Source organism: Pseudoalteromonas haloplanktis ATCC 14393 (assembly GCF_000238355.1).
Lineage (GTDB): Bacteria > Pseudomonadota > Gammaproteobacteria > Enterobacterales > Alteromonadaceae > Pseudoalteromonas > Pseudoalteromonas haloplanktis.
Map to the genome: position 1 here is coordinate 16522 of NZ_AHCA01000020.1, position 23421 is coordinate 39942.

General features: G+C 40.6%; 16 protein-coding genes and 1 pseudogene. 11 read left to right on the forward strand and 6 right to left on the reverse strand.

Annotated elements, in window-relative coordinates; genetic code table 11:
- Nucleotides 1–143 precede the first annotated feature (143 nt).
- Together PHAL_RS0121350 and glmS are read left to right on the forward strand one after the other, a co-directional pair.
- Complete coding sequence (locus tag PHAL_RS0121350) at nt 144–902, forward strand: DeoR/GlpR family DNA-binding transcription regulator (protein WP_016710471.1); 759 nt, start codon at nt 144–146, stop codon at nt 900–902.
- A 114-nt stretch (nt 903–1016) separates the two neighbouring features.
- Complete coding sequence (gene glmS, locus PHAL_RS0121355; protein WP_016710472.1) at nt 1017–2837, forward strand: glutamine--fructose-6-phosphate transaminase (isomerizing); 1821 nt, start codon at nt 1017–1019, stop codon at nt 2835–2837.
- A gap of 207 nt (nt 2838–3044) precedes the next feature.
- On the opposite strand, the gene PHAL_RS0121360 is transcribed toward glmS, so the two are convergent.
- A complete protein-coding gene (locus PHAL_RS0121360) occupies nt 3045–3461 on the reverse strand; it encodes a hypothetical protein (protein WP_016710473.1) in 417 nt (138 codons plus the stop codon).
- Nucleotides 3462–4036: 575 nt separating this feature from the next.
- Between PHAL_RS0121360 and PHAL_RS0121365 the strand changes: the two genes are divergently transcribed.
- From PHAL_RS0121365 to PHAL_RS0121380, 5 genes and pseudogenes are all read left to right on the forward strand, one after another.
- Nucleotides 4037–5008, forward strand: a complete 972-nt coding sequence (locus PHAL_RS0121365) for a calcium/sodium antiporter (RefSeq protein ID WP_016710474.1) — start codon at nt 4037–4039, stop codon at nt 5006–5008.
- Nucleotides 5009–5072: 64 nt separating this feature from the next.
- Nucleotides 5073–5576, forward strand: a pseudogene (locus PHAL_RS24805) (mechanosensitive ion channel family protein); the annotation flags it as partial.
- 27 nt (nt 5577–5603) lie between these two features.
- On the forward strand, nt 5604–5903 hold the full coding sequence (locus PHAL_RS24810) for a mechanosensitive ion channel family protein (RefSeq protein ID WP_016710476.1): 300 nt from the start codon (nt 5604–5606) through the stop codon (nt 5901–5903).
- A gap of 33 nt (nt 5904–5936) precedes the next feature.
- The gene (locus PHAL_RS0121375; RefSeq protein ID WP_016710477.1) at nt 5937–6446 is read left to right on the forward strand and encodes a carboxypeptidase-like regulatory domain-containing protein; all 510 of its coding nucleotides are present in this window, start codon (nt 5937–5939) and stop codon (nt 6444–6446) included.
- Nucleotides 6447–6577: 131 nt separating this feature from the next.
- Entirely contained in the window at nt 6578–7297 is a 720-nt protein-coding gene (locus PHAL_RS0121380; RefSeq protein ID WP_016710478.1) for a hypothetical protein, read from the forward strand.
- Nucleotides 7298–7730: 433 nt separating this feature from the next.
- Here the strand turns inward: PHAL_RS0121380 and PHAL_RS0121385 are convergent, their stop codons facing one another.
- From PHAL_RS0121385 to PHAL_RS0121395, 3 genes are all read right to left on the reverse strand, one after another.
- Nucleotides 7731–9122, reverse strand: coding sequence for an MATE family efflux transporter (locus PHAL_RS0121385; protein ID WP_016710479.1), 1392 nt, complete (start codon nt 9120–9122; stop codon nt 7731–7733).
- A gap of 277 nt (nt 9123–9399) precedes the next feature.
- Entirely contained in the window at nt 9400–12624 is a 3225-nt protein-coding gene (locus tag PHAL_RS0121390) for a TonB-dependent receptor (RefSeq protein ID WP_016710480.1), read from the reverse strand.
- Nucleotides 12625–13023: 399 nt separating this feature from the next.
- Nucleotides 13024–14565, reverse strand: a complete 1542-nt coding sequence (locus tag PHAL_RS0121395; RefSeq protein ID WP_016710481.1) for a phosphoenolpyruvate carboxykinase — start codon at nt 14563–14565, stop codon at nt 13024–13026.
- A gap of 495 nt (nt 14566–15060) precedes the next feature.
- On the opposite strand from PHAL_RS0121395, the gene PHAL_RS0121400 reads away from it, so the two are divergent.
- The 3 genes from PHAL_RS0121400 (at nt 15061) to PHAL_RS0121410 (ending at nt 18786) form a co-directional block, all read left to right on the forward strand.
- Nucleotides 15061–16254, forward strand: coding sequence for an alpha/beta hydrolase-fold protein (locus PHAL_RS0121400; RefSeq protein ID WP_016710482.1), 1194 nt, complete (start codon nt 15061–15063; stop codon nt 16252–16254).
- A gap of 192 nt (nt 16255–16446) precedes the next feature.
- Complete coding sequence (locus PHAL_RS0121405; RefSeq protein WP_016710483.1) at nt 16447–17745, forward strand: DEAD/DEAH box helicase; 1299 nt, start codon at nt 16447–16449, stop codon at nt 17743–17745.
- A gap of 207 nt (nt 17746–17952) precedes the next feature.
- Complete coding sequence (locus PHAL_RS0121410) at nt 17953–18786, forward strand: NYN domain-containing protein (protein ID WP_016710484.1); 834 nt, start codon at nt 17953–17955, stop codon at nt 18784–18786.
- Between the two features lie 128 nt (nt 18787–18914).
- Here PHAL_RS0121410 and PHAL_RS0121415 read toward each other — a convergent pair whose 3' ends face one another.
- Both PHAL_RS0121415 and PHAL_RS0121420 read right to left on the reverse strand, forming a co-directional pair.
- The gene (locus PHAL_RS0121415) at nt 18915–20324 is read right to left on the reverse strand and encodes a hypothetical protein (RefSeq protein WP_016710485.1); all 1410 of its coding nucleotides are present in this window, start codon (nt 20322–20324) and stop codon (nt 18915–18917) included.
- A gap of 33 nt (nt 20325–20357) precedes the next feature.
- On the reverse strand, nt 20358–22772 hold the full coding sequence (locus PHAL_RS0121420; protein ID WP_016710486.1) for a TonB-dependent receptor: 2415 nt from the start codon (nt 22770–22772) through the stop codon (nt 20358–20360).
- A 196-nt stretch (nt 22773–22968) separates the two neighbouring features.
- On the opposite strand from PHAL_RS0121420, the gene PHAL_RS23320 reads away from it, so the two are divergent.
- Complete coding sequence (locus PHAL_RS23320) at nt 22969–23415, forward strand: Fur family transcriptional regulator (protein WP_036981587.1); 447 nt, start codon at nt 22969–22971, stop codon at nt 23413–23415.
- Nucleotides 23416–23421 lie beyond the last annotated feature (6 nt).

Genomic DNA, 23421 nt, shown 5'->3' on the forward strand with positions numbered 1-23421 from the left:
TTTGGTAAGATCTGGGTATCAATATCAAAGAGTTTGCTTCTAGATAGATTAAATAAGCCGGATTTTTATACATTTACTTGCCATTTACTTAGTTTCGTTTAAAATTCCCTAACTTTCGAAACGAAACTTAAATGGTTCACTTAATGACTAAACGAAACACTCAGCAACGTCGTCACCTTATTCTTACTCAAGTTAATGAGTTAGGTGAGGTAGCCGTAGATATTTTAGCTGAACAGTTTCAAACCTCTGAAGTAACCATTCGTAAAGACCTAACTGCGCTTGAAAAAAGCGGCTTACTATTGCGCCGTTATGGCGGTGCAATTGCGTTGCCACAAGAAATCGTTAGTGATGATATTGATTCAAAACGCAAAGTAGCGATTGCTAAAGCCGCAGCTGGGCTGATCAAAGATCATAACCGCATAATAATCGACAGCGGTCGCACAACGGCGGCGATGATCCCAGAGTTGGGTAATAAGCGCGGTTTAGTGGTGATGACCAATGCAATTAAGGTCGCCAACCGATTGTTAGCGCTTGAAAATGAGCCAACACTTTTGATGACTGGGGGCACTTGGGACCCGCATTCTGAGTCATTCCAAGGCCAAGTTGCAGAGAACGTTTTACGTTCGTATGACTTTGATCAGCTATTTATTGGTGCAGATGGCATTGATGTTGAGCGCGGTACAACCACTTTTAACGAGCTGGTGGGTTTAAGCCAAGTAATGGCTGAATCTGCTCGTGAGGTAATTGTGCTAGTTGAGTCTGAAAAAATAGGTCGTCGAATACCCAATTTAGAATTGCCTTGGCAGCAAGTCACCACACTCATCACAGATAGCAATTTGGCGCTTGATACCCGCCAAGCAATTGAAGCGTGTGGCGTACAGTTAATTTGCGCTGAGCTATAGATTTTATAAATTCGTGTTTATTACAGGCCGACAACACCTGTGATAGGCATTTAAATATTAAACAACACATACAAACCCAAAGTTAACGCTTTGGCATGTGCAAAAGGAGAGACTATGTGTGGAATCGTTGGGGCTGTTGCAGAACGTCCAGTAAATAAAATTTTAGTAGAAGGTCTAAAGCGCCTTGAATACCGTGGTTACGACTCAGCAGGTGTGGCACTTTTAGAAGGTAATACGCTGAATACTGTTAAAGCGGTTGGTAAAGTCGTAAACCTTGAAAACGCGCTAAATGAAGCAGGCGTTAAAGGTACTACCGGTATCGCACATACACGCTGGGCTACTCACGGCAGCGTGACTGAAGCTAACGCGCACCCGCATATTTCAAATAGCGAAATTGCTTTAGTGCATAACGGTATTATTGAAAACCACGCGAGTTTGCGTGAAGCGCTTAAAGGCGACGGCTACGAGTTTTTATCAGAAACTGACACAGAAGTAATGGTGCACTTAATCCATCAACTTCGCCAGCAACATACAACTCTATTGGCAGCAGTACAAGCAGCCGTTAAACAGTTTGAAGGCGCCTTTGGTACTGTAGTATTTGATAAAGCTAACGATAACGAAATCATTGTAGCTCGTTCAGGCAGCCCACTGGTTATAGGCTTAGGCCTTGGTGAAAACTTTATTGCCTCTGATCAGTTAGCATTATTACCAGTAACTCGTAGCTTTATTTACCTTGAAGAAGGTGATGTCGCGCGTATTACTCGTGATAGTGTAGAAATCTTTGATATAGATGGTAATGCCGTTGAGCGTGAAGTGATCGAATCAAACATCACTCAAGATGCATCAGGTAAAGGCGAATACCGTCACTACATGCTTAAAGAAATTTACGAACAGCCACTTGCTGTACGTAATACACTCGAAGGGCGTTTAAATGATGACCGCGTAGCAATTGATGCTTTTGGTGACAGTGCACAGCAGATTTTTAAAGATGTAAAACATGTACAGATCATCGCCTGTGGTACGTCTTATCACTCGGGTATGGTTGCCCGCTACTGGCTTGAGCAATTTGCAGGCGTAAGCTGTAATGTAGAAATTGCCTCTGAATTCCGCTATCGCGAGTCTTTCGTACATGAAAACAGCCTACTTGTGACAATTTCACAATCGGGTGAAACAGCCGATACTTTAGCAGCCCTGCGTTTAGCGAAAGAGCAAGGCTACATGGCCTCAATGACCATTTGTAACGTGCCTGGTTCATCATTAGTACGCGAATCAGACTTAGCATTTATGACTAAAGCTGGCGCTGAAATTGGTGTTGCGTCGACTAAAGCATTTACCACGCAATTGGTTGGTTTGTTAATGCTTACTGCGTCTATAGCGCAAGAAAAAGGCCTAGATCAAAGCGTAATCGTTAACGCGATTAAAACCTTACCAAACAAGCTAGAAGAAGCGTTATTGCTTGCAAATGGTATTGAAGACTTAGCAGAAGAGTTTGCTGACAAGCACCACTCTCTGTTTTTAGGTCGCGGCTCACAATACCCAATCGCGATGGAAGGTGCACTTAAGCTGAAAGAGATTTCATACATTCACGCTGAAGCTTATGCAGCCGGTGAACTTAAGCACGGCCCATTAGCGCTTATTGACGCCGACATGCCAATTATTGTTGTAGCACCAAACAACGAATTGCTTGAAAAGCTTAAATCAAACGTAGAAGAAGTGCGCGCTCGCGGCGGCATCATCTATGTATTCGCAGATAAAGATTCACACTTTGCATCAGACGACACAATGCGCGTGATCAACGTAAACCACGTAGATGACGTGATCGCCCCTGTTGTATATACAATCCCACTGCAGTTACTTTCGTACTATGTAGCAGTGATAAAAGGCACCGACGTTGACCAGCCACGCAACCTAGCAAAATCGGTTACAGTTGAGTAAAATCAATAGATTGGTAATTACTGTTGTGGGTGAACAATAAAGTTTCACCCCATACAATAAAGTATCATACCAAACAATAAAGATTCATACTCAAAGCGCTAGACTAGAGTAGTCATACCAAATGTGCTCTTAAAGTTTTTTCTATGATTACGAATATGAGTTATAAAGACTCAGTGAATGGTTACTTAGCCGGCAAACAATTGCCAGCTAAGCTGTGGTGTTAACTCTGTTAGGAGTAGCGCCGTAAACTTTTTCAAGAATCTCTCCCTTCGTAGGACCTTGTCCGTGTGGGTAAGTTGCCACTTTTAAAGTTTCCCCATACTTCAATTTCAAACTATTGATAACTTCTATGTCTGTTTTATTTGCATCCCGACTGTCAGAGCTGCTTGGATAAAAGCGCCAATCATTATCTCCAAATGCAGCAATAACTCGGCCTTTTACCTCAAGCACAGTATGTTGGTGCACATGGTTTTGGGCGTTTATTTGCTGCTGGTAGTCTTCCATGCCATGCGGTTGTAGTTCTGATACTTTTTTCTTTATATCAACAAGCTCATCTGAAGAAAGCTTTCTTATTTGAGTATACTCAATCGGTATAGGTGTCGAGTTTGCGAGAAAAATAGCCATAAGTTTGTTCCTTTTACTTTATAAAGTAGATAGCAAAGTACATACCAGTTATTAAAAGTTAACAAAGGTTCTTATTCTTTTCATAGGATGAAGCATTATGTCTTAGTGGTCATAATATGCTCTCAGTCCGCTTTAAGTCTCGAGTTTTGCATTCCTATATTTTCTGGAGCTTTCGTTGCTCCTTTCAAGTTTAAGATTGTTTACTAAAATTGAAAGTCTTGCCCCGAGAGTTATACGCAATATGTTTGGAAAAAGGTGAGCTAAGTTAATTGTATTATTATTAGGGATGGATTATTCTTTAAACACTTAGGGGAGTAGTCTCTTGCATTTAGCAAGGAAACTGTCAACAGTCTCCGAGCAACACCGCTCGTGGCAGTTTCGAACCTTATCAGGTTTTGACAAGACTTAAGGCAATGGATCATTTCGGGCAGAGATGGTTTGTTGTCTTTTTAGTCTAGTCTGCCCTAAGGGTAAATAATGAAACTACGTCACTGCCAAAGCTCACTTCATTTTGCAAATAGACCAGACAACTCTGTCATACGCCTTTCAGGTATTGATATCGTGGGGGTTCAGTCATGCTCTTAGCCATAGCCGCTATTATTGCGGGGTTTATCTTACTCGTATGGAGTGCAGACCGCTTTGTTGAAGGAGCGGCATCTACGGCTGGCCATGCTGGCTTACCTTCAATTTTAATTGGTATGGTCATTGTTGGTTTTGGGACTTCAGCCCCTGAAATGGTCGTATCAGCAATGGCGGCAAGTGATGGAAACCCTGACTTGGCGTTAGGCAATGCTCTCGGGTCCAACATTGTAAATATCAGCTTAATCCTTGGTGTAACAGCCATCATTGCTCCTATCACTGTTCAATCTAAAATTGTTAAAAATGAGCTTCCCTTACTATTAGTTGTCGTACTTTTTTGTGGGTACTTGCTGTATGACGGCGCTTTATCAGCGATTGATGCAAGTCTGTTGTTGGGCGGATTAGTCTTCTTCTTAGCATGGTCTGTCTATTCAGGTATGAAATCACCGAGCGATACCCTCGAAACAGAATTTGATACTGAGCTTAAAAGTCACGCCATGTCTTTAGGGAAAGCAATTTTCTGGCTCATCGTGGGTTTAACATTACTCATAATTAGCTCTCGTATACTTGTTTGGGGAGCGGTTGAAATTGCAACTACGCTGGGTGTCAGTGACCTTATTATTGGCTTAACTATCGTTGCATTAGGGACATCTTTGCCAGAGCTTGCAGCTTCTATCATTGCAGCCAAAAAGGGAGAGCATGACATCGCCATTGGCAATGTTGTGGGTTCGAATATGTTTAACATCTTAGCTGTGATTGGTATCGCCGGTATTATTGAACCTATACCTCATATTTCTACAGACGTATTTTTCAGAGATTGGAGTGTGATGCTTGTACTTTCTGTCATGTTGTTGGTTATGGCTTACGGTTTTGGCCGACAAGGCAGAATAAATCGTTGGGAAGGTGGTGTCTTGCTTACTTCCTACATTGCTTACAATGGTTACTTAGTTACCAGTATCATTAGATAGCATTAGTTGTTACACCGTTTAGAGCAAAGCACATACTTTATTTATATTAAAAGGGAAACCACCGATGGAAACCATCATAAACTTTTTTTCTGAGCATCAATTACAACTCATAGCGATAGCCAAGAATACGTTGCTTACTATTTTCATCTTTATAGGAGCTAGTATTTGTTCAAAACTACTTAAACGAGCTGTGCATAAGGGTGTTTACCGATTGAGCAAGCACGATGAAATCATTACAAAGCTGCTTACCACGCTATCAGGCTATGTTGTTTATTTAATTGCTATTGTGATTATTTTAGATTTATTTGGAGTCAATACGGCCAGTCTTGTCGCACTCGTCGGTGCCGCAGGCTTAGCGATTGGTCTAGCGTTAAAAGACACACTCAGTAATGTGGCTGCGGGGGTCATGCTACTTTTCTTAAAGCCACTAAAAAAGGCAGAGTTTGTTGAAGTATCAAGCTATACAGGGAGTGTAAAAGATTAAGGACTATTTACCACAGTTCTTGAAACCGCCGATGGTGTTTTTGTATCAATCCCAAATAGCACGGTTTGGGCAAATGCGATAAAAAACTTTACGAGAAATGAAAAGCGCCGTATGGATATAACTGTGTGTATTTCCTATGGTGATTCAATAGAGGATGGGCTTGCTGCATTAAGGGAGCTTGTCAGTGAAGAATCTCGAATTTTGATTGAGCCGGCCCCTCAATATCTTGTACACACATTAGCAGATAGCTCTGTGAACTTGCAGCTTCGTGCTTGGGTAGCAACGACACATTATTGGGATATATATTGGCAAACACAGCGTAAAATTAAAGATAAAGTGCAGAGCAAAGGAATTACTATCCCGTTCCCTCAACGTGATTTACATATTATTGAGTCAAAAAATAACGCTTAAATTACTTACCTCTACTCAGAGCAGTGAGATTATATGCGTGCACTTGCTAAACCAAATACTACAACATCAGCTTTAAATAATTATCAAATTAACACTAGTAATGGATTTGATACTTTCGCAGATTATGATGTTTGGACAACAGATCAAAACCTCACTGATTTAGTTCACTATTTTCATACAGAAGCTTACTCTAATTTAAGTGCAGGTGGTAAGGTGGTTGATGCCAATGGTGCTCCCGTTATAGGTGAAAAAATAGTTGTTGTAACCGCTGTTAATGGCCAGCAAATACATGAGGTTGTTACAACAAATACAGCAGGCCAATTTTCAGCTTCTTTTGATTTACCTCGATGTAGTGGTAATACCATTACTGAGCGATTTGATTCTAACTTTGGAACACCTAGAGATGTATGGGAAATTGAATATAAACCAGCCCAAGTAGTTATAATGTATCCTCTTTCTCAAGATGGCAATATACAAGATAAAAGAGAGTTAAAATATATTCACATTTGCGATGAAACGTTTATAGAAACAATTACCCGCTAGCATTTTACTTTAAAGTGAGCATCTAATGCTCACTCTCCCCTTCACAACTCAAAAAAATGGCTTAAGTTAACAGAAAAGTAGTCGATAACTATTATATCAAGTTTATAAATAACGTTTAAAAGGAAGTGAGCATGAAACCTATTACTTCAACACCAATAGTTACTACAATGAACTCGTCTGCACAAGCAGAAAAAATTAATAATATGGAAGTAAGTTCTGATAAGAAACAGTATGTTGCTAACATCTCTAACGATACGATAACAACATCATCACAACAAAATACCGCCACAATTAAAATAGTGACAAATCAGCTCTCTGCTGATGAAACTGTAGCCCTACGGAAGAGTCTTGAATGGCTTTCTGATTTCACTAAAAAAAAGGAAAGCTCTGCTAATGATATGGTCTCTGAAACTAAGCGCATCTTAGCTGAAGTGGCGAAAGAACAACCTAATCTACTAAATAAAAAATTCGACTTCACCAACACGGGCGATGAAATAGACATCATTGATCACGACCTAACAAAGAGAGAATACAATTACTTAAAAGCTAAGCTCAACGCGAGCGATAAACTAGTTGAAGCCACTGATTTTTTAAACACTGCTGTAGCTGACTCCAAAAGTTCGACATCAAGGAGTAATACAAAATACACGAAAGAAGATGTTGTTGGCCGAATTCACGTTAGAGAGGTTATCGAACAGGCTGAAAAAAGATCAGCTGAAAGAATTAGAATTACCGAAGAAAATATTGTTATGAAACCTTATGATGAAAGAGCAATGTTCAGGGAGGAAGTCCATTTCAATGTACTAGATATAGTAGAAAATACAAGTGTTCGTTTTAGTGCTAAAGTATAATAACTTCAGGTTTAAGTATAAAATCGAAAATATGAAACGCCAAGGCTTCGATAGGTGTGCTGTTGACTTTGTTTAGTACATTGCAAGTGTTTTTTGCGCTTAAAGCAGCTTTACCACCGTATGCTACTGGTGTGGATGATATCTTCTGATTCGTTTTTGCCCCTTAACGAGTTAGCAAAGTGCAAAACTTGCAAATTGCTTCTGTTCCTAACTGATTTAGGATTAAGTTTAAGGCATCTTGTTTTAAGGCCCTCCAAAAATTTTCGAATGACAGATAGCACTCTGCCTTCATTTTCTGTTCAGTATGAAAATCAAGCAATGAATCACTCTTTAGTGAATGGCATTGTTATGGACTCGTAGCTTTCGCTTTGAATTTAGCGGTACTGATCTTCCAACTGAGTTAAGTTTTCGGGGGGTTAAATTGCTGCAGTTGTTATGGTAGCGCCTCTTCTCTATCTAAGTTTCCATCGGGTTTTAGCTCTTTTTGTTGAACTGCTGTGAGTGCACGATTGAGCCATAGCAGCCCAGATAAAGACGCGATAACACTGCCAACTACAATAGCTACCCAGACAGTCCAAATTTCTAACGCGAATACGTTAATGGTAATAAAGCTGATAACGAGAGAAATGCCGATTCTTGCAAATGTAATCCAGAAACCTGGCCATGACTTACCTATACCTTGAAAAATACTGGCTTCAATAAAGGCAACGGCAAAAAAGAGATAGCCTAATGGTACGATACGAAAATATTGCAGAGCATACTCTGTGACAAGCGGATCAGCTGTAAAAATGGCTACGATATAAGGAGCAAAGATTAACACGAGCAAGCTAAACAGCAAGGCGGAGCCTGAGCCGTATCGTACAGACATATTTAAAACTGCACGAACTCTGTCGTGATTACCTGCTCCGATATTTTGTCCAATCATCGACATTGCAGCAAAACCAAAGCCAATAGCGGGAATAAAAGCAAAAAACTCTATTCTAAAACCGATAGCAAAAGCGGCAGCCCCAGCTTCTAAAAAAGTGGCTGACACAAGAAACATTAATGCAGAAAAACCTAATGGATTAAGCACTTGATTGAGCGATGCAGGCAATCCAATATCGATGACTTTTTTTACCGACGACCAACTTAGCTGTAAATACTTTAGGTGTAGTGGCACCATCATAGTGGGTTTCATCAATAACCTTAAAGCTAGCACGATAAAAACGGCTTGAGAGATTAAGGTTGCATACGCAGCACCTGCAATCCCCAGCGCTGGGAAACCTGCAAAGCCAAAAATAAAAATGGGATCAAGCACCATATTAATTATAGTGGAAAGGGCGAAGAGTTTAGTCATGGTAAAATTATCACCCTGAGCATTGTAAGAAATCGAGATCATCATCATTAAAAATGTCAGTATCGATCCCGCAGTAATTACAGTGAAATAGGGGGTTGCTAGCGGTAATATGTCGCCAACTGCGCCAGAAATAATCAGAAACTCATTACGGAAACTAAAAATGATCAGGGTAAAAAGCAGTGCTGCAATAACGGTTAATAGAAAACCTTGACCGAGCACTCGCTCAGCGGTGGCTATTCTTTTGGCGCCAATATTTTGTCCAACTAAGACAGATGTGCCAACAGAGATGCCCATTGCCAAACTTATCATTATAAATAAAATTATTTGTGAAATTGATACTGCGGCAATGGCAGAAGCTGAAATTTTCGCAACCCAAAATGCATCCACTAAGTTGTAGAGGGAATGAAAAAACATTGAGAGCATCATAGGCCATGCCAAAGACCATAACTGCTTTGGAATAGGACCGCTTGTTAGGTTTTGTCCTTGCATTGTTAAACCTTCCTTAATTTAAATGATAATAGATTTTCTACTTAGTCGTATGAGCAGGCGTGCATTCGACATCGTTAAACACTAGATAAATTTTAGATCCGGCTAAAGCATTGTATTCAATATTATCGTTTTTGTCTTATTTAGGTACATTTATATTGAGGTTATGCGGCATTTAATATTTTGATACATAAACATTTATAAATTATGTAGGACTGATAAAAAGAGATTAGTTAAAACGGCGCGTAGTTTTATTGCTACGCGCGTTTGAGTTGGTTGTTTAGAATATTGCGCGAACGCTTAGCGCGTAACGTCGGTCTGTAGTAAAGCTAAGTGCTTCAGTTTTTGTTCCGTCTTGATCTAATTGATACTGAGTTTTTGTTTCTGTATCGAGTAGATTGCTCGCTTCAAAGCCTATTTTCCAATGATCATTGATTGTGTAGTATAAGCTAGCGTCCATCATGCCTGATGCTTCAGCGTAAGCTGGTACGTATTCTTCAGATTCACGTAGAGTCAACAGATACTCTGAGCGCCAAGTATAAGCGAGACGAAACGAAATGTTTTCGTATTCATACATACCAATAATATTTAAATTTTGGTCTGAATACCCTTGGAGCGGTAAATCACTAAATACACGGAAAGTGTTGCGATTATCTGCGATAGGATTACCATTTTCATCAAAACCAAGAGTACCAGCGGATACCTCGTTGGGGTCTTCTAAACCATCTTGATCTATATAAGTGTAGTTAAACTGCAAACCTAAGCCGCTAAATGCGCCAGGTAACATGTCATAGAATTGAGAATAAGAAAACTCAGCCCCACGGATGGTGCCAGAGCCCGTATTTGCAGGGCCATAAGCAGATACATCGTAGGTTTCATCATTGAATGTCACGTCCAAATCGAAAGCTCTGTTACGAATAATGTTACTTAGTTTTTTATTAAACAATCCCACAGTGACATAGCCTGCTGGAGCAAAATACCACTCCGTTGATAGGTCAAGGTTTATTGATTCTTCAGGTTTTAAATTTGGATTGCCTGATAATGCTGACAGCTCAATATCATCAAGTGCAACAACGGGGTTATTGGCTTCGTCGTAGTCTGCGCCTGGAGTTTGTAGGCGGCGTGTATAATCTAAATTAAGAATACTGATGTTACGGGCGTCTACTAAGCTTGGGTAATAAAGTGCTTTCGATGCACCAAATCGCACAACGACATCTTCGCTTACGCCAAAACTTAAGTTTAGACTAGGTAAAATAGTGTTGTAGTCGGTGCCGTCAACGGTACTTAATTGAGATTCACCATTGGCAATATCGTAGTAACGCTTATATTCATCTTGTTGCATCACTTGGTTTAATGACGTGCCTGGCTCACCGCGTTTAATGACTTGTGGCTGTACAAAGGCACCTGTTGACTCCAATTGATAGCTAACATAGCGCAAGCCAATATTACCAGTGACTGGAATCGCTAAATCTATAAAGTCAAAATCGCTGCGAATATAGAACTCACTTCGCTTTTCATTAGTTGAACTAATGTTATGCGCTGCAAAAGGTCCTTCAACCCGGTTTTCTTTATCTGCATAGGGCACGTAAGTACCGGAGCATGTACCACCGTTAGCTGCGCTATTGGTCGCATTATGCCAACCATCTTGACAACCTTGGCGCAAGGAATCAGCGTAGTTTCTTACTAAATCCATGCTAGGGAATAGAAAGTTATTTACATTACCTTGTAGTACTTGACCATGGTAATAGTCTGAAAAGTCGACACGCTCAAATAGCTCTGGGCGATTAACTGCAGCTGCAGCATTGCGGTCTGCTTGTATCCAAGGGGTACCGATTGCCGACCATCCCTCATAAGCTGTGTCGCGTACTGTTAGGTCTTTATCTGAAACATAGAAACCTGCTTTAATATTTGTAAAATTACCATCAAGTTCATAATTTACATCAAATTTAAAGCTATTTGCCGTTGCTGTATTGTGCTCTTCTTGCTCCATACCACTGCCTAGAAATAAATTAGGCACTGGACCGTCCCAGTCTTCATTTGGCGACCAACCTGCAGTCATTATGTTATCACTGAGAAACTCAACGGTTGGCCTATCGCCGCGCATATCAAGGAAATACGGTGATACAGCATGAACATGATTGCCTCTAGTTTGACCTGACATGCTGTAATTGTGGACTATTTTTTCTGAGTCTACATGTTGGTAATCGAACTCTAAAGTTAGTCTATCGATAGGTTTTAAAACAAGGTTAAAAGAGGTGTCTTCTACGGTGCTTTCATTGTAGTTCCAACGGCTACGGTAAAAGAAAGGTGTTTCAGGGCTAACGCCAAGTGCAATACCTGATGTGACAAAGCCATTCTCTGTCGTTAATGGATAGCCATTTTCTGAGTCATCTTGCCAATTTTGCGATGATCCCATAAAGCCTCTAAAGCCCTGTGCAGCCTGTCCTATTTGACGCTCATCCCACTCTAAAGATGCTTTTGAATTGATGTGCTCAACCGTTGCGACAATTTTGTCATCATCACTTGCCCATTGTAATGAACTGGTTAAGCCCGTTCGTTTTCGGTCATTTGTTGCTGTGCTCATGTGGATCGCTGCAGGCACATACCAGACACTATTTGCAGGTTGACCAGGAAGTGCAGCACCATCTACAGGTGAGCTTGGGTCCACGCCAGTGATGCCTCCCCATTGATCAAGTGTCGGTATGAAGGAGTCACCACGAGCATGAAAGTTACCTAAGCCAACGCCATCACCGCGGGTTTTATATTCGGATTGAGATGCGGCAATTAAAAAGCCAAACTTACCCGCATTGGTTTCCCAATTATCAGAAAAAAGCGCTGAGAAAGAAGGGGTTGTTTCTTCGCGAAAATCACTATAGTTTGCTTTGGCGTTAAAAGAGATGATGCGATCGGTGGAATCAAAAGGTTTACGGGTAATTAAATTTACAGTCCCTGCAACACCACCAGAAATAAGATCGGATGTTTGATTTTTCACTACCTCTACGGCACTGAGTAATTCGGCAGGAAAATCTTCATAGCTTAAGCCACCATTTGGGTTCGCACTGAATGCGTCACGGCCATTTACTTCAGAGCGCACTCGGTCTAAGCCGCGTACCAAAACGCCAGTACCTTCATCAGCATAATGCTTTGGATCACTTGATGATGCAAAACGTTCGATTGTGACACCTGGTACACGTTGTAAGGCCTCTGTTACAGATTTATCAGGCAATGCACCAATATCTGAAGCAGTAATGACATCTTTTACGGTATCGGCATAACGTTTAAGGTTTTGTGCGCTATTGATACTACCTCTGATCCCTGTTACTTCGATGACTTCCATAGCTTCGTCTTTACTTTCAGTGATGACATCGCTGTCATTTTGTTGCGAAGTTTGAGCCGCAAGCAGCAGTGGGCATAAGCCCAATAGCGCATAAGAAATCGCTAAGCTAAGCCGATTTTTAGTGCGTTTTATATTGTTATAATTGCTATCGATGACTAATTTTGACATGGTTTAATCTCTTTTGTTTCTTTTTATAACCAGTGTTAGCTTGACTGACTAAGAGCCAGAGTAGCTATTCCCTTTAACCGACATTACGACCCTAATATGCCCAGTATTTTGTACCATTTTACGAAATGGGTTGTTCACATAAAGGTACAAAAGTAACATTTTATTAAAAATGCACTGTTACTTTTTAACATAAAACAAAATAAAGTAAATGTTTTCGGGTAAAATAATTTAAATAGTACGTGTTGATTATTTAGGCGAGTACAAGAGTTTTTAGTGGTAAGGGAGAAAAAACAAATTACGCGGTGGAGGCTAATTCCGTTTGATCATGAATAATGTTTTGTATTAGTAAACGCAAAACGCCAGCAGATGCTGGCGCTTAAAGTTCGGTTTTAAAGCATGTTACTGTGCTTTTGGCCCTGCATTTTTAATTTCGTCTGACACATCGTATTTAGCGAAGTTTTCAGTGAAATCGGCTGCAAGTTTAGCTGCATATTCAGCGTATTTAGCTTTGTCAGCCCATGTATTAATAGGGTTAAGTAGCTCGCTGTCAACGCCAGGAACTGCAACAGGAACATCGAGGTTTAGAACGTCGATGTGTTGAGTTTCAACACCAACAAGTTTACCAGATACAATTGCATCAACAACGGCGCGTGTTGTTGGGATATCAAAGCGTTTACCCGTACCGTAAGGGCCACCAGTCCAACCAGTGTTAACTAAGTATACTTTAGCGCCAAACTCACGTACGCGCTTCATAAGAAGCTCAGCGTAAACGCCTGCCGGGCGTGGGAAGAACGGAGCACCAAAACAGGTTGAGAATGTTGATTCAATATCACTTGTTGAACCAATTTCAGTTGAACCTACTTTTGCTGTGTAGCCACTTAGGAAGTGGAATGCAGCAGCTTCTTCGGTTAATACAGATACCGGCGGTAATACACCACTTACATCGCATGTTAAGAATACAACAGCCTTAGGTTCACCAGCGCGGTTTTCTACTTTACGTTTTTCAACATGCTCTAGTGGGTAAGCTGCGCGGCTATTTTGAGTTAGGCTGGTATCGTTAAAGTCTGGTACGCGATTTTCGTCAAGTACCACGTTCTCTAAAATAGTACCGAAGCGAATGGCATCCCAAATAACAGGCTCGTTCTTTTGCGATAAATCAATACATTTAGCGTAACAACCGCCTTCGATGTTAAATACACTGCCAGGTGCCCAGCCATGCTCGTCATCACCGATTAAAAAGCGAGTTGGATCTGCTGATAAAGTGGTTTTACCTGTACCAGATAAACCAAAGAATAATGCTGTGTCACCAGCTTCACCTACGTTGGCAGAGCAGTGCATTGGTAATACACCTTTTGCTGGTAGTAGGAAGTTCTGTACTGAGAACATTGATTTTTTCATTTCACCGGCATAACGCATACCTGCTAGCAATACTTTACGTTGTGCAAAGTTGATAATAACTGTGCCATCGCTATTTGTGCCATCACGCTCTGGATCACAAACAAACGAAGGTACATTCATTACCTGCCACTCGGGTAAATCAGATGCATTATAAGATTTAGGTTCGATAAACATGTTTTTGGCAAAAATATGGTGCCATGCAGTTTCTGTTGTAACAACAACAGGTAAATAGTGCTCAGGATCAGCGCCTACTTCAAGGTGAGAGATGAAGTGGTCATTGCTTTGCACATGTGCTTCTACACGTGCCCATAAAGCGTCAAATTTATCTGCATCGAAAGGGCGGTTTACATTACCCCATTGAATATCATTTTCAGTGCTTAATTCTTGAACAATAAAACGGTCTTTTGGAGAACGGCCAGTTCTGTGACCAGTCTTAGCAACAAAAGCTCCATTTGCGGCTAAAGTCCCTTCGCCACGACGGATCGCGTGTTCGACAAGTTCAGCTGCAGTTAGATCGACAAAACGAGTAGCGCTTGAAGTCATGTTTATACCTAAATTGTGTGAGATTGAACGGGATAGCTCTGGGGTTCTTGTTTCCCTTTAAGCTGTAATTATAGTAACAGATGGATTAAGGATATTCGAGCCTATGAAAGGCCTAAAAACACATATATTTAGTAAAAAACATGAATAATTTCAATGATACCGGTGTCATAAAAACCATTAAATTCATGACACCGGTATCAATTTAATGCACAAAAAAAACACAACAAATTTGCTTGTAGATTATTGAAAAGGTCTAGGTACAAACCTAGGCTTTTTATCACTATCATTATGATGAAATCTGTTAGGCGGTATTTTGAGGGGTTGGGTGTTACCTACCTTTTATAGCATCTACCTTCGCGCTGCTTTGGCAATTTAAAGTAACCTAACTGATCTTTAATTGTTTTTGTAACTAAGCGAGCATTACGCTCAATACGCTTTTTTTGTGTCTAAAAGTCTGTTAGCTTAAGTAACTTATTTTTCTCTAAGGGATTAGTTATGCGGTTATTTGCTGCCATTTGTTTTATTAGCTTTAGTATTTTTATTTTTAGTTCACAAAATGTCCTTGCACAATCTGATACTAAACAACAAAGTGCTGATTACTCTGTGCACACGCATACATTTAAATCGGCTGTTTTAAATGAACAGCGCACAGTTGTCGTTCAGTTACCGAAGAGCTATCAATCTGAGCCAAATAAGGTATATCCAGTTATTTATCGCTTAGATGGCGCGGGTAATATACCGCTTGCCAGTGCGGTAATTGAGCGTTTACAAAATGATAATCGTGCGCCTGAGGTTATTATTGTCGCTATTGAAAACACTAATCGGCTCAGAGATATGTATCCTACAGTGAATAAAGAGCCGCAGGGTCCTGTTGGTGAAGGGGGCGGCGCGGCAAAATTTTTAGCGTTCTTTGAGCAAGAGCTTATTCCTTTAGTAAATAAGAACTATCGTACGCATAATTATAAAGTGATTGCTGGCGCCTCTGCTGGTGGTGTATTTGCGCTGTATGCGTTGCAGGCCAAACCTGAGTTATTCCAAGCGCACATTGCTTATAGCCCTGCAGTTTGGTGGAACTATGGCGCATCGGTAAAAAGTACAAAATCGTTTTTAGCTAAAAGCAAAGAGCTTAACAATTACGTTTATATAAATATCGGCGAAGAAGCCGGCATCATGCGCGAACGATATGATGATTTACAGCAATCACTGCAATCGAATAAGTTGGCAAATTTGCGTTTCTTTAGTGATGCGTTTGATGGTATCTCGCATGGCTTAACCACCGCTGCTGGGGCATTTAATGCCTATTACAACTTATTCTTGCCAAAACAAATGCCGATAACTGCTTTAACTGATGATATAGCCTCTATTGATGCTTATTATCAAAACTTATCTCAACAATGGGGCGAGCAGATATCGCCACCAGATCGCGCTGTTAGATCACTAGGTTATAACTTAACGGGCAGCAAACAGTTTACCCGTGCAATTGAGGTGTTTAAGTACAATTTAAAAAACCACCCAAATTCAGTCGATGCGCTTTCAGCCTTATCTTATGGTTATGAAATGCAAGGCGATACTCGCCAAGCACTAGAACAGATGGAATCTGCTTTAGCGATTGCAGATGACTCATATCCTTATATAAATTACTTAAAAGAAACAAAAGCTAGGCTGCAAGCAGAACTGAGTAAGAGCTAATAATATAATGGCTTCAAACTCTATTAAAGCTCAGGATAAACCTGAGCTAACAAATACACAGACATGCTCGTGACTTGCAGATCGAAACTCGTAGCTGTTATCTAAACCACATTTAAATCACTAATCTCTACTTAACGGGCAATAAATACGCTAAAATTGCAGGCTATTTTTAGTAATGAGCCCGCACCTTTTATGACCTCAGCCGCAAACCCTAGCAATTTCAACGAACTTGGCCTTATCCCAGAGCTAATTGCTCGATTGTCTGATCTTGAATACACGCAACCTACGCCGATTCAGGCAAAAGCAATTCCCAGTATCTTGGCGGGAAGTGACTTAATTGCAGGGGCGAATACCGGCTCGGGTAAAACGGCCACGTTTGCATTACCGATGCTACAAATGCTGTTTTTAGCGCAAGGTGCGAATAAAACACCGAGCAAAGGTAACTTTGTTTCAGGGCTTATTTTAGTGCCTACGCGCGAGCTTGCTACGCAAGTGGCTGATAGTGTTAAATCATACTCAGCGAACTTTAATGGCGCGATTAAAACGGTAGCGGTGTTTGGTGGTGTGTCGGTTAATACGCAAATGCAGGCACTTCGTGGTGGTGCTGATATTATCGTGGCAACACCAGGTCGTTTGCTCGATTTAATCTCAAGCAATGCCATTAAGCTGGATAAAGTGAGTACATTGGTGCTTGACGAAGCTGACCGCATGTTAAGCCTTGGCTTTACTGAAGAGCTTGCTGAGCTATTGGCATTAATGCCAGCTAAAAAGCAAACCATGTTGTTCTCAGCGACTTTCCCTGAGCAAGTTAAGCTATTAACGCAAGAGCTGCTAAACGACCCTGTTGAAATTCAAGTTCAAAGCAAAGACGAAAGCACTTTAGTACAGCGTGTATTTACGGTAAATAAAGGCGAGAAAACCACAGTTTTAGCGCATTTAATTAAAACTCATCAATGGCGCCAAGCATTGATTTTTGTCAACGCCAAAAAAGACTGTGAGCATTTAGCGGGCAAACTTGAAAAGCGCGGCGTGAATGCGCAAGTGTTCCACGGTGATAAAGGCCAAAGCGAGCGTACCCGAGTAATCGAAAAGTTTAAAAACGGTGAAATAGACGTGCTAATAGCCACTGACATTGCCGCCCGTGGTTTAGATATTGCCAAGCTGCCAGTAGTTATTAATTTTAACCTACCACGTAGCCCCGCTGATTATATGCACCGTATTGGCCGAAGTGGCCGTGCTGGTGAAGTTGGTTTAGCGTTATCACTGATTGATTATGAAGATTTTCATCACTTTAAGGTGATTGAGAAGAAAAACAAACTACGTTTAGAGCGCGAAGAGGTAGCAGGCTTTGCTGTAAACCAAGCCAACCTTGATGCGGCAGAGGCGCTTAAAAACGACAAGCCAATGGCCAAGCCAGAAGGCACTGGTAAGAAAAAGAACAAAAAAGCCAACCAAGAAGACGATGTATGGAGCGGCTGGCGCCGGAAATAGTTTTTACGTTGTTGCTTAGTAATTATTTGTTAGCTGTTTAATTGTTGACGAAATAGTCATTTTTGACTAGTATTGTTTTTAACAACTAACCCTACTTCCACGCGTAGCATTGAGTCTCCTGGATATAGGGGGGAAAAGCCGACCTTAGTGTCGGTTTTTTTGTCACTAAAATTTAAGGATAAATTTTGAAGACTCGCATATATATTGATGGATATATTTAGACTATTTGACAGCTTTATTCTCCCCAGCTCAACAAATGAAATCCATACTAGTGATAATCTAAGTATTAAGTTTTTTACTGCTGATATTATAGAAAAAGCAGCTATGTCAAAAGATTCATTAGTTGATCAGCAGGCATATCATCGAGCTTTAACTTTTCATAGTCTCAAAAATCAGTTAGAAATCATTAAAGGTTATTACTCTATAAACCCAACCCGCGCATTTAAAATTGACGAAAAAGAACCTAAAAAGCCCCCAAATGAATGTGAATATGTAGATATTTGGAAGTTAGAGGAAAAGCAAACCGATGTAAATATTGCCGTTGAGGCATTATTTGATGTGTTAACAGATGAGTCAATTGAGCAAGTCGTATTCGTCACTAATGATACTGATTTAGAAAGAGCTCTCGAAAAAATAAAATCTCTTAATAAAGTTAAAATTGGGTTAGTGATCCCTACAACGGATAATGTTCGCTACCCTAATGAGAAGTTAGATATACACGCTGACTGGACTCGTAAGAATATTCTTATTGATGAGCTAAAGCTGTCGCAGTTACCGCGAGTGATTCAAGGAGGTAGAAAGCCAGTTACCAAACCTATAGGTTGGTTTGGTCAGCCTGAAATTCTTGAGGAAATAATGCTAACTTTATTAAAAGTTGAAGCTAACCGGACTAAGTGTTGGCGTTGGTTGGAAAAACCATTACCTAGCTTTGATGATTTACCGCCATTAGCTGAGCCACCAATTCAATTACTCGATAATGAAGAAACAGCAAAAATAGTACTGAGTTATGCCAAAAGATACACTCAGTTATTTAAAAGCTAGGCATATAAGACTTTTCGAAATATTCTCGATATCACCTAAATAAAAAATGCCGAATAATAAAATATACTATTCGGCATTAGACTCTTATAATTTAAGCGTTTAATTTAACGGTTAAATACGCTACAAGCTTAATGATCGTGGTCGTGATCTTCTTCCTCTTCTGCAATACCTAACCAAGTGATAGCAGCTGGTGGGAATGTAAGTTCTAGTTCACCTTCAATCTCTAAATCTTCTAGGTGTACTTGTACAACATGTTGAGCGATTGGGTCGGCTACATAAGCAAATTGACCATTTTGCGCTACAGTCATACTAAACTTCATGCCTTCAGGCATGGTTGTTACGTCTTCTTCAGTGATATCAACTTGGCCTGCTAATTCCCAGTGGGTATGGCCGTCGTGTTCATGCGCCTCTAGTACGTTTAAAAAGCCTAAGCTGTCTAATACTAAAAAGTGCTCGCCATTTGCTGAGAAAGAGTAAGAAACAGCACTTGCGCCATCGGCTAGTTGCCATTCTAATTCTTCCATTTCAGCGCTTGCTGGATCTATACTTAAAATCACTGCAGGGCCGCCACCGTGGCCTGATGCAACGCCAATAAAGGTCTCGCTGTCTTCATGACCGTATATAGTGCCAATACGTAAATCACCAACCGCGTCGATATTTGCTATTTTTTCAGCTTCGTACTCGTCATCATATTGGTGTGCTAATAATACGCCGTCACTACAACCAAAGATTACGTAATCGTGGTTTTGTGCTGCACCATGTAAATCTGGGCAGGTAAGTTCTAAAGTTTGTTCTAGTTCGTATTCGCCATCATGAAAATGATAAACACCTACTTGATCAGGCAAAACTTTAGCAACAGATGTGCTGTCTGCATCATCACGACGAATGGTTGATAGTAAATGTTCGCCACGAGGCTCTGCAACACCATGCATATTTATATCGTAAGTGATGCCAGGTAACGTTGCTGTTGCACTTGTGATGTCGCTATCTGTCAATACTTCAACAGATGCAACTGTGCCAGACGTTGCATCACCATCGTAAAAAATGGCTAATTTACCATCGTGTTTAACAAGGTGGGTTGGGCGGCTACCGTTGGTTAGTTCATAACTACTTGCAGCAGGGCTTTGCTTGTAGTCATGTAAATGCTCACCGTGATCTTCACGCCATAAACCACCATCAATAAAACCTAGGTAGTCTTGTGCGCGGCTAGTAATCACTGCATAACGAAAATCAGGTGATGACGACAACGTGTTTGAATCATTGGTTAGTGTAAATGTGTCAAGCAACGCATTGTCGTCTAAGTCAAAGAAGCTTGCTGTGTTGCTGTCACCTGCAAGTACTACAAGTCGACCTAATGAATCAATGGTGTATTCATCGCCATGGTCGTGATCGTCACCATCACCATCACCGTGATCATGGTCATCAGGCACTTCAATAGGATCTTTCTCAACGATATTTGTTTCTGCATCACCACAGGCGGTAATTAATGTACTGCTTATTGCCAGTGCTATGAGTTTTAATTTGAATAGTTTAGTCATGTTAATTTCCTTAATTTATAATTGTTTTTGCGCTTAAAAATAACCGCGAATACCGAGTGCAAAACTACGTCCTGGACGTGGTGCAATATCTTTCAAAAATGAGCTATGTACGCGTGCTTCTGTGTTTGTTAGGTTGGTACCGCGCAGATACAGAGAAAGATCTTGATTTAGCACTGATAAGTCATATGAAACACTGGCATCAAGCATGGTGTAACCGTCTGTAGAGGTTTCTTCTGGTGCAGTACGATCTTGCTCTTGATAGCGAGTTACATGTAGGTGAGCACTTAAATTATTGGTTTCATAACTAAGCTCAGTACCAAAACGAAGCGGTGGTGTACGTGGTAAATCGCCACCATCTTGTAAGCGAGCGCGAACGTAATCTGAGAATAGATCTACTTTAAACTCATCGGTTAACTGCCATGCAACTTGCGCTTCAAAACCATGTAAAATTACGTCATCTGTTTTAAATAAATAGACAGGTAGTTCAGATGAGTGGTCGTGTTCGTCACTATGATCATGGCCGTCTTCATCGCCATGACTATGGCCACTTTCTGCGTATAACCCGGTGTCGACTTGGTAATAATAGTTATCTACTTGGTTGTAAAAGGCATTAAAAATAAAGCCAATATCACCCTCTGTTTTACGGAAGGTTAAATCAATATTGTTGGCTGTTTCTAAATCGATAGGGTTATCAGATAGTTCAAAATGACCATCATGAATATCAAATAATGCACCCACTTCATAAGTACCAGTACCAATGTGTGGACCAAATGATAATAACTCAGAAGCCGACGGCGCACGTTCAGAACGTGAAACTGACAGGCCTAAGTTATAACCAGGGGTAAAGTCCCATACGGCACCTGCTGATAAGCTGACAGGGGTAAATTCTTGCTCAACATCAAATACACGGGTGTACGAGCTTTCAGAACCGTGATCATGCCCATGGTCATGTCCATGACCATCATCGTCATGAGGGTGAGCATCAATGTCTGGCAATAATACATTGTCAGCATCAAGGGTTACACGTTCTACACGGCCACCTAGTTGTACTAAAACGTCACCAAAGTGTTTTCCTTCCATTAATGCGATGGCAATGCTTTCTGTTTCAGATGGAGGTGTGAATGCTTCTGAGCCTTGAGCTTCTACATCACTGTTTTTGTAATGAAAACTTAAACCACCATTCCACTCACTAAATGGGTTATGCATTAAGTCTACGCGGAGCTCGTTGGTTTCGTTTTTAAAGGTTGTACCTACCGCGCCATGTTCAATTTCGGCATGTTCGTAATCAGTGTGACCAACACGTAAGTTAATTTTATTAAGCCACTCATTATCAAAGTTATATTCAGCTAAAAGCTGAACTTTTGTTTGATCTAGGTCAGCGAATACCGCTTCTTCTTCGCTGTGTTCTTCTTCGCCACCGTGAGTGTGGCCTGGGATGCCGTATTGACGGTTGAATTGCTCAACAGCCATGCCCACATAGCCTTGGTCGAATAAATAGCTGGCACCGACAGTAAAGCCCTCAGATTCTTCATTGCTGTTTTCAACAACGTAATCGCCACTGTGTTCTTCGTGGTCATGATCATCGTGTTCAACTTCAGGGGCTACAGGTACTTCATAGTCATCAGCTTCACGCCAAAATGCATCGGCATAAAATGCGAATGAATCAGTACCAGTGGTGGCATTAAACGAAGCCACTTTTTGATTATCAACAGAGTTGTGTTCAAGATTCCATTCGCCACGAGTTATGCTGTCTGTTGGTACACGGTTATCAACCACATTAACAACACCACCAATTGCGCCACTACCGTAAAATAATGTTGCAGGGCCACGTAAAACTTCAATTTGTTGTGCTGTTGATGCTTCTGAAGCAACTGAATGATCAGGGCCTACTCGTGACACATCACTGACATCAAGGCCATTTTGAGTAATAAGTACACGGGGGCCACTTAAGCCACGAATAATAGGCGTACTAGCTACTTTTGCATGAAAGTTGGTATTAACACCAGGCAGCTTTTCAAGGCTGTCGCCAAGAGTTGCAGCTTGTTGACGTCTTAATTGTTCGCCAGATAAAACACTAACAGGAGACGCTGATTCCATTGCAGACATATGAATTGGGGTGGCTTCAATGTCAATCACTTCGATTGGAGAACGTTTTAAATTAAATGTAATAGATTGTTTTTCATTGTTATTTATTGTTATGTCGCTATGGAGGTGAGCATAACCTGGTGCAACAATGTGAAGCTCTTTTAAGCCATTTTTTAAATCTGCGATGACAAATTTGCCGTTTTCATCTGTGGTGACTGTTATATCTGTTCCTTCCACTTCTACAGTTGCGTTGGTGACAGCATTTCCTTGATTGTTTAGAACAATCCCTTCGATGGTTTTTGCAAGCACACTTGCAGGTAACAAAGCTGCTATGAGCACAGCTAATTGAGATCTTCGTTTCATTTGACTACCTTGTTGGATGTTATACTATATCAATTGTGCTTGAAATGTTATATTGTATCAAGTAAAAGTTGAGTGTTGTTAACAAAGGCACCAATCAGGGCTTTAAAAGAAGTATTTAAAACGGCTTATGAGCTCATTACAAAGGACAAGGAATGGGGAAAATAAATTCAAGAAACTCCGATTTAGTGTGGCTTCTATGAATCAACAGCAGTTAAAAAAAACAATTCGTTTTGCAAATATAAAGTGTGCGACTGCTGGAGGAAAGTTCACTGAAAAACGCCAGCAGGTTCTAGAAATTTTATTAAAAGCAAATAAGCCGTTATCTGCTTATGAGCTGACAGAGCAATTTAATAAAGTAATGAGCGTGCCTATTTTGGCTATGTCAGTTTATCGAATTTTAGACTTTTTAGAATCAGTCAGTTTAGTGCATCGCTTGAAGTCAGAAAATAAATTCATGGCGTGTACGCATGTAAATGATGGCTGCTCACATCAATTATCAATGTTTTTAATATGCAGTAAATGTAACAAGGTGATTGAGATGAGCGATGTCGACGACAAAATAAAAGCATTGTTTGCACAAGTGCATATTCTCCCTAGCTTTGATCACCCAATGGCATTAACTTTGATCGCTTATTCTCATTAAGCTTTG

What these genes read in the sequence shown, in the direction of transcription:
- PHAL_RS0121375 (WP_016710477.1), top strand. Translation starts at nt 5,937, where the DNA reads ATGCGTGCACTTGCTAAACCAAATACTACAACATCAGCTTTAAATAAT.
- PHAL_RS0121385 (WP_016710479.1), bottom strand. Translation starts at nt 9,122, where the DNA reads ATGCAAGGACAAAACCTAACAAGCGGTCCTATTCCAAAGCAGTTATGG.
- PHAL_RS0121390 (WP_016710480.1), bottom strand. Translation starts at nt 12,624, where the DNA reads ATGTCAAAATTAGTCATCGATAGCAATTATAACAATATAAAACGCACT.
- PHAL_RS24810 (WP_016710476.1), top strand. Translation starts at nt 5,604, where the DNA reads ATGGATATAACTGTGTGTATTTCCTATGGTGATTCAATAGAGGATGGG.
- PHAL_RS0121350 (WP_016710471.1), top strand. Translation starts at nt 144, where the DNA reads ATGACTAAACGAAACACTCAGCAACGTCGTCACCTTATTCTTACTCAA.
- PHAL_RS0121400 (WP_016710482.1), top strand. Translation starts at nt 15,061, where the DNA reads ATGCGGTTATTTGCTGCCATTTGTTTTATTAGCTTTAGTATTTTTATT.
- PHAL_RS0121405 (WP_016710483.1), top strand. Translation starts at nt 16,447, where the DNA reads ATGACCTCAGCCGCAAACCCTAGCAATTTCAACGAACTTGGCCTTATC.
- PHAL_RS0121415 (WP_016710485.1), bottom strand. Translation starts at nt 20,324, where the DNA reads ATGACTAAACTATTCAAATTAAAACTCATAGCACTGGCAATAAGCAGT.
- PHAL_RS0121380 (WP_016710478.1), top strand. Translation starts at nt 6,578, where the DNA reads ATGAAACCTATTACTTCAACACCAATAGTTACTACAATGAACTCGTCT.
- PHAL_RS0121410 (WP_016710484.1), top strand. Translation starts at nt 17,953, where the DNA reads ATGGATATATTTAGACTATTTGACAGCTTTATTCTCCCCAGCTCAACA.
- PHAL_RS0121360 (WP_016710473.1), bottom strand. Translation starts at nt 3,461, where the DNA reads ATGGCTATTTTTCTCGCAAACTCGACACCTATACCGATTGAGTATACT.
- PHAL_RS0121420 (WP_016710486.1), bottom strand. Translation starts at nt 22,772, where the DNA reads ATGAAACGAAGATCTCAATTAGCTGTGCTCATAGCAGCTTTGTTACCT.
- PHAL_RS23320 (WP_036981587.1), top strand. Translation starts at nt 22,969, where the DNA reads ATGAATCAACAGCAGTTAAAAAAAACAATTCGTTTTGCAAATATAAAG.
- PHAL_RS0121395 (WP_016710481.1), bottom strand. Translation starts at nt 14,565, where the DNA reads ATGACTTCAAGCGCTACTCGTTTTGTCGATCTAACTGCAGCTGAACTT.
- PHAL_RS0121365 (WP_016710474.1), top strand. Translation starts at nt 4,037, where the DNA reads ATGCTCTTAGCCATAGCCGCTATTATTGCGGGGTTTATCTTACTCGTA.
- glmS (WP_016710472.1), top strand. Translation starts at nt 1,017, where the DNA reads ATGTGTGGAATCGTTGGGGCTGTTGCAGAACGTCCAGTAAATAAAATT.